Origin of the sequence: Runella limosa DSM 17973, assembly GCF_000482465.1 — a bacterium.
Classification (GTDB): Bacteria; Bacteroidota; Bacteroidia; order Cytophagales; family Spirosomataceae; genus Runella; species Runella limosa.
The window spans coordinates 337,229-348,785 of record NZ_KI519423.1 but is presented as its reverse complement, the minus strand read 5'-3'; the positions used below and the strand labels follow the sequence as shown (position 1 = coordinate 348,785).

Below are 11,557 nucleotides of genomic sequence, written 5' to 3'. Positions count from 1 at the left end.
TAATTCTCCCACTATTTTTAATGTCGCTTTATGCCTTTTTTCTTTAAATTTTGACCTTTTTTGAGCCAAAAAAGGCTTTTTTGTTCAAATTAAAGTTTAACTATTTTCCTGCTAAATACTTATTACGGTATTCGATGGGGGTACAGCCTTTGATTTGCCGAAATTGTCGCGCAATATTTTTACTGTCGGTGAGGCCCATGTCAAGCGCGATTTCAAAAACCGTCATGTCAGTTTCGAGCAATTTTTGGGTAAATTTCTCAATACGTAAATTAAAAATATACTTATAAATCGGGTAGCCCGTAATGTCCTGAAAACGTTGCTCCAACGCCCGCCGCGACAACGGCACTTGTTTGACCACGTCATCAACTTGCAGGTTTTTGTCGATGTTTTGGTGAATAAATTTCAAAGACGAAGCAATGTACTTGTCGTTGGTGGCATAAATATCGGTGGATTGGCGCGTGATTACTTGCGTTGGTTTTACGTAAATGTCGTAGAAATCCGACGTGCCGTGTTCAATCATGTGGTGCAACAACTTGGCCGCATCGTAGCCGCCTTTTTCGGTGTCTTGGGCAATGCTCGAAAGCGGTGGATCCGAAAATTCACAAATCATTTCGTCATTATCGACGCCCAGTACGGCCACTTCTTCGGGGATACGAATATTGGCCAAACGGCAGGCTTCCGTAATGTGCTGCCCTTGGTTGTCGTCGCAAGCCATGAGGGCAAGGGGTTTGGGGAGCGAATTGAGCCATTGGCTCAGGGGGCTAGGTTTGTAGTACCAGAGCTCACTCGACCGCGACATGGCGTGCTCAAAATAATGCACGGTGTAGCCCGCTTTCTGGATGCGGGCTTCAAAACCTTCGGCTCGCTCGCGCGACCAAACGATGTCCTTGAAACCGTAAAACGCAAAATGTTTGAAGCCTTTGCGCAAAAAATATTCGGCTCCCAGGTGCCCCGCTTCGTAGTGGTCGCCCGTGATGTTGGGAATCTCTTTGAAACGTTCCTTGAAGTCTTGGGCAATGACAGGAATCCCCGCTTCCACGATTTTAGAAATCTTGGGGTCGTTGTACAACTGCCCAATGATGCCGTCGGCTTCCCATTCGAGGGCCCATTCCAAAATCCCGTCGATACCAATCGTTTCGCGCTGAAACAGGGGCATTCGACAGAAAATCCACGGGCCATGCTCTTTGGAGTACTTCGAAATTCCTTGAAGTAAGCCTTTACTGTATTCTTCGGCAAAGTCGATGAGAAGGATAATTTTGTACATCTAGGAAAAAAGTTCTTTCCAACTTTTAATGGTTGCGTTGGTCACAAGGGGTTTTGCCCAAAAACCAATGCTCAAAATATATCCCAAAGTAATCATCAAAAACAACATCGCCAAACGCAAGCCCACCAATTCGGCCAAACCTCCAATGACGAGGGGCACCACCGCACCGCCCGCAATGCCCGAACACAAAATACCCGAAAACGTCCCGTGGTGATAAGGAACGGAGTTGAGTGCCAACGAGACGATAATCGACCACATCACCGACGCAAAAAAACCACTCATTGGGAAGGCATACAGGGCCATTTCGAGTGGTCCAAACAAGCCTACTAAGACCGAAACAATGGCTCCAACGGTGAAAAGCAACAATACCCGACGGCTATCGAAGAGTTTTAATAAAACAAGCCCTAGAATACACCCGATTGTCAGAAGACCCCAAAAATACGAAATTACCGAAGCCCCTTCCGTAGCTGGGTCAACGTTGTGGTAGGTTTGCAGAAATTTTGACGTCCAGTTAGCAATGCCTTGCTCCGTACCGACGTACGCAAAAATTCCTAGAAAAAACAGGTAAACGTAGCGGTTTTTGAGTAAGTCGTTGAAGGCATTTTGGGTGTCAATCTTTTCGTCTTCTTTGAGCTCCACTTCGGGAAAATGTACCATTTTTACAACGATGACCATCAAAAGGGCTACCACCGCAAACACCCAATACAACGAAACCCATTTCAACTCGGCAGGTACGATGCCGTTGAGCGTAGAAATAAAGGCGTTAGCTTCTTGGCCAGAATGAACATTCAGTACTAAGTAGCTGTAAAGCATGGGACTTAAAAACGAAGCGCCGCCAAAAAACAACTGCGCCATCACGGAGTTGAAGGCAAAATTAGCTTCACCTCCTGCTACGCGCAGTAGAGGGTTAATCACCACTTGAAGCATGGCCATGCCGATGCCGATGATAAAAAGCGATAACAGCGATACTGTAAACGTGGGAACTAGCGCAAATAACAACGCACCACCAAATGCCAACAAAAAAGCCCAGAAAAGCACCTTTTTCTCGCGATATTTTTCGACCAATATCCCCGAAGGAATGGAGGCCACCCCGTAGGCCACAAAAAAGGCAAACGGTAAAAAGCCCGCCAAGCCGATGCTTAGGTTGAAGCTATCGACAATGTCGGGGATAATGGGGCCAAGAATATTACTCAAAAACGATATAACGAAGAAGATAACGAAAATGAGAATAACAATAAAGGTGTTTCTTTTCATGTGGTTTTGGGTTTTGGATTTGGTCGGGTTGTGAGCAACCCTCTGCACATTATCTCAAACTGCCCACCGTTACTTTGGCATCTTGCGATACCAACGCCGCAGCACCTAAGAGAGCGATGTCATCGTTTTGAGACTGAAGGATTTTGATTCTTTTGAGGGTTTCGGGATAGGCAAAATCCTCCAATGCTTCGCGCATTCCCGCTTCAAAAAACGAGTAAGCTTTGGCAATAGAACCACCCAATACAATGGCTTCGGGGTCGTAGGTGTACATGGCTGCTTTGATGGCAAAACCCAAATGTACACCAAATTCTTGCCATAAACGAAGGGCTTTTTTGTCGCCGTCGAGGGCGGCGTTGCTCACAAGCAGGGCCGTAGTGCCGTGAATGGCTTCAAAGAAGTTGCTCCCTGCGTAGTATTCGAGGTTGTGCTCGCGGTAAGGCAAAAGACCGATTTCGCCCGCGCCGCAGTTGCTCCCGTTGTATAATTGATTGTCGATGATAATGCCTGACCCTAAGCCAGTTCCGATGGTCATTCCAACGACCGAATTGTAGTGTTGGGCAACGCCATAACGGTGCTCGCCGAGGCTAAAACAGTTGGCATCGTTGTTGACATACACGGGTATGTTAAATTCTTCTTCTAAAATATCACGTAACGCTACTTTTTCCCACGAAGGGATATTGGCTACGTTATAAACGATGCCTTTTTCGACATCGACGACTGAGGGGACACCAATCCCAATGCTGCCAATGGGATGTTGGGTGAGGGGACGTATCAGGTCAAACAACTGCTCTAAAGTAGCCGACATGGACTCCTTTTCTTGGAGGAAAACCGTGTTTTGGTGGATAATTTCCCCGTTAAACTCGATTCCCGCTTTTACTTTGGTTCCTCCTAAATCTACTCCTATTTTCATTGGTGCTACTTTTTAAGTGTTAACGTTGCGTATTTACTTGAGCGAACGCGCGGTGGGTAACTATGAATTACGAATGATGAATGACGAATGAGCTACTTTACTTCGACTGTGCGGCTTGCTTTGCCTGCGGCGTCAAATGCTTTGAGCTTGATTTTGCCTGTTACTTGGACAGGGGCGGTGTATTCTGCTGACTTATCGGTAGGTTCGCTGCCGTCGGTTGTGTAGCGTACCCGAAGCCCAGGATAAGCGATATTGGCCTTCAATGTTCCGTTTTCGACGATTGCCCCTGGCAGCGGAATGCGGTAGTTGTAGCCACCGTTGAGGTAGCTAAGGCGAGGTAGGTCTTTTTGGGCGAGGGTATTGACAAAAATATTCCAGCTTGCCTGAATCGCTTTTTCGCGCGTGGTGCGGTCGGCAATGGTTTCCCAAGGGCGCTCGGCGCTCCATGCACTTTCGGCAAAGCCCATCAATTTGGGTAATGTATAATATTCGAGCATGTCGCGTCCTTTGATGGTTTCGCTCCACAATTGACATTCTACGCCAACGATATTTTTGCGGGCCTCGGGTCGTAAACGCTCTACGTTGTTGAATACCAAAGGTTTGCCAAAATTGTTGGTATAGGTAGTTTTAAACATGTCGTACGGGGCAAAAGTGTAGTTGTCGCGGGTATCGACAAAGCCAGCCCAGTAAAGCCCTGGCTCTTGCGACTCATTGTTGTAGGCCAAATCGAAGTAAAAATTGGTGACGTTGCACAGCACTACAGGATAACCCGCATTCGCCAAACGATAACCTAAATCAGGGTCGTAGAGGTTGTTCCACACGTACGGAACCACATTTTTACCCGCAAACTCAGGATTGACCTTGAGCGCACCGTCTTTGGTTTTTGTTAATCCTACTTCTTCCCAACCGTGTACTTGGAGGCCGCGTTTTTGTAAACGAGGCAGCAAACGGCGAATGAAATACGCGTGGAGGTTATGAAATTCGCCGATGCTCGGGTCTTTTTTGAGCAGGTCTTGGGCCCAAGGCGACTTGGTCCACGCACCTCCTGCTACTTCGTCGCCTCCAATGTGGAAAATATCCAACGAAAGCCCCGCTTCCTTGTACATTTTGATGATTTCGTCGGTCACTTTTTCGTAGAATCGGTAGGTGGACTCTTGCGTCACATCCGTCACGTTGTCTTTGTAGCTTTGTGCCGACAAATAAACAGATTCGTCCTTGGGATCCACCAAGCGGTATTCGTTGGCTTCCTTCTCTTTGCCTTCTTTCATCAAACGTTGATAACGTGCTTCCATCGCTTTGATGGCCGCCCGAGCGTGGCCTGGCAAGTTGACTTCGGGGATAATTTTGATGTGGCGAGCGTGGGCGTATTTTAGAATTTCAATAAAATCAGCTTTGGTATAAAAACCGCTTCCGTGGCGTCCTTTGCCATAAGCCTGAGGGCCAGAGCCGTAGCCTGGGTGCAAAGCGGCATCTTTGTACGACTTAACGTGCTGACGCTGACCGCCTACTTGCGTAAGTTCAGGTAAACCGTCGATTTCAACGCGCCAGCCTTCATCTTCCGTTACGTAAAACAAAAAATGGTTGAGTTTGTAAAATGCCAACACATCCAACTGACGGAGAATGGTCTCTTTGGTTTGAAAATTACGGCCTACGTCGAGGTGCATACTGCGGAATGGAAAGCGAGGAGCATCCTCGATTTGCAGAGCTTCCAACGCAATGGTGCCTGATTTTTGGGCTAAAGCCGCCGTTGGAATGAGCGCAACAAGGCTCTGAGTGCCGTAAAACACGCCCGCAGCGTCACTACCAACAATGGAAACTCCTTGTGGACTCACGCCTAATTTGTAAGCTTCTTTGCTAATTCCTTTGACATTTAACGCGGTGGTACTCAACGAAATGGTATTGGGGGCGGCTGGTGCATTTTTGGTTTTAAACTCGCTACCCGTTAGCTCTTTGAGGCGTTGAGCCAACAAATTGGCTTCATTTTCGAGTCCTGCGGCGTAGTGAATTGGGGTGGATGAGGTCAATGAAAAAGAACCTTGCCCCGTTACCACACTGATGGGAGAGGGGATAATGCGTTGCAATTGGTTAGCGGCCACGGGGCTTACTTGAAGATTTTCATTGTAGCGCAAACTGGCCGTAATGATGGGGTCTTGGTCATTGGGGCCGCGCAAAAGTTGCTCTTTGCGCGTAAACGGAACCACCGCACATTTTTCTATGGGAACAATTTGTGATTCTTCACCTTTGGCATCATAAAAGACAAAATATAACCCCAGTGGAGCGTCGGTTTCTTTGATAACACTTTCGGTACCACGGTAGCTAATGGCAACCGAATCGCCAGGCGCAAGACGAAATCCTTTGTTAGGAGAAAGCTTGTACCAGTCGCCGTTGATGTGCTCCAGGGTCGCGAGCTGGGGTGTAGGCGTGGGCGTAAGCGGGCGAGGAGCCATGTTAAAAAACAGTGCCCAAGCGCTATCGCTGAGGGTAAGTGAGCCATTGTTTTTGAGGTAAAATTTTGCTTCAAAAACATCGTTAGGCCCTGCAAAATTGTCAGTCAATTCCCACGAAATAGCAATATTACTTGCTTGATCGAACGCTCCTTCTGACGCAGATTTGCAGCCACTGAGCCACCAAATAAAAATACATAAGACAGTGATAGACGAAATAGTACGCATAAATACCGAGGTTAAGTAGCCCTAATAGTACGCTGATGCGTATTAAAAATACCATTCTGAGTACAGTATTTTTAATTCTTTCTTTAACCGACACCAACTAAGATGTCTCTTTCAAGCTCCCGTCTTATTTCGCTCGACGCACTTCGTGGGTTTACGGTGGCCGCCATGATTATGGTCAACTTCCCAGGTAGTAGCGATCACGTCTTTTTTACGCTTCGCCACACCGTTTGGAATGGGCTTTCGTTTACCGACTTGGTAGCTCCTATTTTTCTGTACGTCATTGGGGTATCCATTGTGCTGGCTTATTCAAAAAAGAAAGACGGCGACAAAAAAGAGTTGTATAAAAAAATCGTTGTTCGGTCGCTGAAAATCTACGCAGTAGGGATGTTTTTGAACCTGATGCCCGATTTTAATTTTGCCGAAGCCCGTTGGACAGGGACACTTCACCGTATTGCATTTGTGTTTTTGGGATGTGCAATTTTGTTTTTAAATACCAATTGGCGGCAACAGGCGTGGATAACCGCTGGTATTTTGGTAGGTTATTGGTTGGCCTTAACGCTCATTCCTACCCCAGGCGTGGGCAAAGTAATGCTCGAACCGGGTGTAAACATTGTGGCGTGGTTTGACTCAAAGTTTTTGCCAGGAAAAATGTGGCAAGGCACCTGGGATCCCGAAAGTATTTTGAGTACGTTGCCCTCAATCGCTTCGGGTATCACTGGGATGTTGGCTGGGCACTTGTTAATCACCGATTTAAACCCAAACCTAAAGGTCAATTACCTGATGACGGCGGGGGTGATTTCGTCAGTGCTGGGGTATTTTTGGGGACTTGGGTTTCCTGTCAACGAAAACCTTTGGACGAGTTCGTTCGTACTGGTAACTTCTGGTTTTGCGAGTTTGCTGTTGGGGGCGTTGTATTTTGCAGTTGATATTTTAGGAAAAACCAAAGGGACGCAAGTGGGAATCATCTTTGGGGCTAATGCTATTTCGGTATATGTGCTCGGAGACATCTTGGCGTTGTTTTTTTACGGAACCAAACTTGGTGATAAAACCCCGAACGAACACGCTGTCAATACTTTGGTGGGAATGGGAATGAGTCCTAACCTTGCTAGTTGGCTATATGCCCTGTTCTTTGTAGCCATCAACTTCGTCCCAGCCTATTGGCTGTATCGAAAAAAGATTTTTATCAAATTGTAATATGAGAAAACAATTCATTTGCCTTTGTTTTGCTTTGTGGGGAATCCAAACCACAGTGGAGGCACAAAAAGTAAAATTTGGGGTGCTTTCGGACGTACACGTTCCGACCATGCACGATGCCAAAGAACGCTTGACGGCGTTTGTGGACAGCATGAAAACGGCCAAGCCCGATTTTGTCGTTGATTTGGGCGATTTTGGAACCCCTGCGCCCAAGTATGCCTATGGTTTTGAGCTTTGGAATAGCATCCCAGGCCCCAAGTACCATGTTATTGGCAACCACGAAATGGACGGTGGATTTTCGCTGAAACAGGCGTTGGAGTACCGAAAAATGACTTCGTCATATTATTCGTTTGAGCAAAAAGGCTTCAATTTTATCGTCCTAGACGGCAACGACAAAAAATCGCCTGACGTGAAGGGCTACCAAGAACATTTAAACCCGCCGCAAATAGCGTGGCTACGCGACGAACTCGCCAAAGCCAAAGGACCGATTGTGATTTTCTCGCACCAAGGCTTAGGCAAAGACGGGGTGGACAATGCCGAAGAAGTTCGACAAATCCTTGAAAACCATAATGTAAAGGCGAAAAAAAACAAAGTAATTGCTAATTTCTACGGGCATATTCACTACGACCGCGCCGATAACATCAACGGAATCTGGTACGTCTGTATCAACTCCATGTCTTACAAATGGCTTGGGGAAGAGTACGGACGCGTTCGTTACAGCGAGGAAGTCGATAAAAATTTCAAATGGATAAAATACACTGCACCTTACCGTGATCCGCTGTTTACGGTGATTGAAATTTCTAAAAAAGGCAAAATCACTATGTCGGGGAAGAAGTCGCAGTGGGTCGGGCCTTCGCCCAAAGAAGTAGGGTTTCCACAAGGCAATAAAGACTACGATGTCCCCGAGATTCGCCCAAAAGTGTTGAAATTTTGACGAAAAAGCCCTTTCAGATGATGAAACTGCCGCTATTATTGATTGCTTTTTTGACGGCGTTTATGAGTTTGGCAAAACCCATTGACCTCACCAAAGCGCGCATTTATACTTCGATTTCGGACAAACAAGTACTGCTCCGAAGCCTTGAAATTCTTCAAGAAGAGGTAAAAAAACGAACCCAATTGACCTGGGAAGTGACGGATAAACTACCAATAGCTGCAACACCGCTGGTCGTGATTGTGCTGGAAAAAGACGTAGCTCTTTTGCCGACTGCGTGGCAAAAGGAGGTACGAAAACTGTCCACTATCTCAGCCGAAGGGTTTAAATTAGTGACTATTCCTGCTTCACAAGCTGTGTTGGTTGTGGGTAAAGATGCGCGCGGTGTTTTGTACGGAGTGGGGCGTTTGCTCCGAAAATTGGCTATGTACCCGCAAAAAATAACCATCGACGAGGAGGTACAACTAGCTACGAGTCCGCGCTATCCCGTGAGAGGTCATCAGCTAGGCTACCGCCCCAAAACCAATGCCTACGACGCCTTTTCGGTGGCACAATTTGACCAATACATCCGCGAATTAGCCCTTTTTGGAGCCAATAGCATCGAACTCGTTCCACCCCGCACCGACGACGACGTGAAAAGTGGGCACATGAAACTGCCTGCCATGGACATGATTCGGGAGCAGTCGCGGATTTGTAAAGAATATGGGCTGGACGTTTGGATGTGGTATCCCAACATGGGTTCTGATTATACGCACCCCGACTCCATTAAACTAGAATTGGAAGAACGTCACAAAGTATTTTCGGCCATTCCAAAGCTGGATCACGTCTTTGTACCAGGGGGCGACCCGGGCGATTTAGAACCCGATATTATGTTTGCGTGGCTCGATAAAATGTCTGTGGTTTTGAAAAAATACCATCCCAAAGCCAAAATCTGGGTGTCGCCGCAGGTATTTAAACCTAGTAAAAAGTGGTTTGATTCGTTTTTTGCACAGGTCAATCGAGGGTATCCGTGGTTTGGTGGTGTGGTGTTTGGGCCGTGGGTAAAAATGCCCGTGCAAGAAATTCGTCGCATCACCAAAGCGTCGATTCCGATTCGGCATTATCCCGATATTACCCACAATTACAGTTCTCAATACCCCGTTCCTCACTGGGATTTGATTTTTGCGCAAACGCTTGGTCGTGAAAGTATTAACCCCCGACCGCACGACGAAAAAACGATTCACAATGCCCTCGACGAATACGGCGTTGGGAGCATCAGTTACTCAGAAGGTACCAATGACGACGTGAATAAATTTGTGTGGAGCGACCAAGATTGGAATCCCGAAACTCCTGTTATCGAGACGCTTCGCGATTATGCGCGTTTGTTTGTTGGAATGGACTACCAAGAAACCGTAGCGCAGGGGCTTATTTCGCTCGAAAATACGTTTCGAGGGCTGTTACTGACCAACGAATCGGTGGAAAGAACCCTGATGCAATGGCAAGCAATGGAGCAAAAAGCACCGTTGGCAGTGTTACAAAATCCTCGTTTTCAAATGGGGCTGATTCGGGCGTATTACGATGCTTATACCCGCCGCCGATTGCTGTACGAAACCGAATTGGAGCAGCAAGCCAAAGATGCACTGCGGGGGGCGGTAAATGGAAAGTCGTTGGCGGCGATTCAGCAAGCGAAATTGATTTTGGAACGGGCGGTGAAAGCGCCGATTTTGCCCGAATATCGCCAAAAATGTTTCGATTTGGCTGATTCGCTTTTCAAAAGTATCGGCGCACAGTTGACGGTTGAACGCCACGGGGCGGTGTCGGGGCGGGGAAATTTTGTGGACAATATTGACCTTCCGCTTAATGATTCGCCGTGGTTATTGGACGAAATGGGTAAAATAGAGAAACTAACGAGTGAAGCCGAACGTCAACAAAAAATAGACCAATTGCTCCACCGCACCGACCCAGGCGCGGGAGGTTTTTACGACCATTTTGGCGCACCCGAAAGCTGGCATCGGGTGGTTTCGGATGTCTCATGGGAGAAAGACCCAGGCAGTTTACAGTCGCCGAGGGTAAGTTTTGGCGTTGGAATTGTTGGGGAAGAGTGGGTGGACGAAATCAGGGCAACAGGTTTTAAAGGACAAGTAACGCCGCGAGCTTGGATGAAGCAGGTCAAAACGCTGTACGAAGAGCCGTTGAAAATTGCTTATGATGAATTAGACCCCCAAGCCACCTACCGAATGCGCGTTTCTTACACGGGGCGTTTTCGTTCGCGGATGAAATTGGTGACCGACGACGGCGCGGTGATTCACGATTTTTTTCAAACGGGCGAAGAACCTCTTTTTGAGTTTGACATACCCCAAAAAACCACTGCCGACGGCAAAGTGACTTTTATTTGGACGTGTGGTGAGGGCGGCCAAGGCCCACAAGTCACCGAAATTTGGCTAATGAAGAAGTAAAACACCTTCCCGAAAGTTCAAAACTTTCGGGAAGGTATATAATTTACATCTTTACTTTGCGATTGGAACGAAATTCAAAAACACCGTTGCCTAAATTTGTTGGTAAAGAGGAAAAATAGTCGAAAGTGCTTTTAACGCGAAAATTGCTAACTTTTTGGTCAGACATTACTTTTTTGATAAGGTAATCGGCCTTAGAAATCCAAATGGTGACGTCTCCTTGCGCGTTACTTCCTTTGATTTTGAAGCAAAGTACCTCGTTGATATTTTCGTCCGAATCAAACTGCGGGTTTTTGGTGGATAAAAAAATACTTTCCCCTAAAATGTTATGGTTAGTGAGCAGTAATGCAGGGATTTGGATTGAAGTACGAGACGATACCCCACCTGCGGATGAGAGAAGTTCTTCTAACTTCTTATTGTTTTGGGTTGGATTGCCAATTCCCCACCAATATTGCGCTACATTGTTGGCGTTGCGGTTGATGACCATTAGCGAATTTGACAAACCAACTTCGTAATATTCAAAATTGAATCGCCCCTTTTTATCGTAGGCTGTTTTGAAGTACTTCGCTTTTTCAAAAGGTTGTGGTAAGTCGTAAAATTCCTGAAATACTTTGCCAGAGTCGAGGTAAAAAACGGCGTTTTCATAGACTTTTTGGCTTTTGGCAAACACTTCTTTGGCCGTTTGAGCGCATACACTTTGGAAACTGAAAAGCGCTAAAGAAAAAAGAGCGAAGTTTTTTTTCATGAACATCAATGTCTTATACTTCATTAAAAAATACGAATAAATAATTGTCAAACAGGTGAATGGCTTTCTATTGGTATGTTTTTTAAGAACCATTTTTCTGACGGGGCAATATATTAGTTACAGTGACAATTTCAAACAAAAAAGCCGCTGTCATT

General features: G+C 46.4%; 8 protein-coding genes. 3 read left to right on the top strand and 5 right to left on the bottom strand.

The features are described 5' to 3' along the window. Positions 1–100 precede the first annotated feature (100 nt). From K339_RS0121390 to K339_RS0121375, 4 genes are all read right to left on the bottom strand, one after another. On the bottom strand, positions 101–1,264 hold the full coding sequence (locus tag K339_RS0121390) for an AraC family transcriptional regulator (RefSeq protein ID WP_028525431.1): 1,164 nt from the start codon (positions 1,262–1,264) through the stop codon (positions 101–103). Beyond that, positions 1,265–2,518, bottom strand: a complete 1,254-nt coding sequence (locus tag K339_RS0121385) for a sugar MFS transporter (protein WP_028525430.1) — start codon at positions 2,516–2,518, stop codon at positions 1,265–1,267. A 49-nt stretch (positions 2,519–2,567) separates the two neighbouring features. Beyond that, positions 2,568–3,428 (bottom strand): ROK family protein, encoded by an 861-nt coding sequence (locus K339_RS0121380; RefSeq protein WP_028525429.1) that lies wholly within the window; start codon positions 3,426–3,428, stop codon positions 2,568–2,570. Positions 3,429–3,520: 92 nt separating this feature from the next. Further along, positions 3,521–6,100 (bottom strand): family 20 glycosylhydrolase, encoded by a 2,580-nt coding sequence (locus tag K339_RS0121375; RefSeq protein WP_028525428.1) that lies wholly within the window; start codon positions 6,098–6,100, stop codon positions 3,521–3,523. A 102-nt stretch (positions 6,101–6,202) separates the two neighbouring features. Here K339_RS0121375 and K339_RS0121370 point away from each other — a divergent pair, with 102 nt between their 5' ends. The 3 genes from K339_RS0121370 to K339_RS0121360 are packed head-to-tail and all read left to right on the top strand — an operon-like array spanning position 6,203 to position 10,660. Then, the gene (locus K339_RS0121370) at positions 6,203–7,294 is read left to right on the top strand and encodes an acyltransferase family protein (RefSeq protein WP_028525427.1); all 1,092 of its coding nucleotides are present in this window, start codon (positions 6,203–6,205) and stop codon (positions 7,292–7,294) included. Position 7,295: 1 nt separating this feature from the next. Then, positions 7,296–8,228, top strand: coding sequence for a metallophosphoesterase family protein (locus tag K339_RS0121365; protein WP_028525426.1), 933 nt, complete (start codon positions 7,296–7,298; stop codon positions 8,226–8,228). A gap of 17 nt (positions 8,229–8,245) precedes the next feature. After that, positions 8,246–10,660, top strand: coding sequence for a hypothetical protein (locus K339_RS0121360; protein WP_229598787.1), 2,415 nt, complete (start codon positions 8,246–8,248; stop codon positions 10,658–10,660). Between the two features lie 43 nt (positions 10,661–10,703). Here K339_RS0121360 and K339_RS0121355 read toward each other — a convergent pair whose 3' ends face one another. Further along, the gene (locus K339_RS0121355; protein ID WP_028525424.1) at positions 10,704–11,402 is read right to left on the bottom strand and encodes a DUF2092 domain-containing protein; all 699 of its coding nucleotides are present in this window, start codon (positions 11,400–11,402) and stop codon (positions 10,704–10,706) included. Positions 11,403–11,557: the final 155 nt, after the last annotated feature.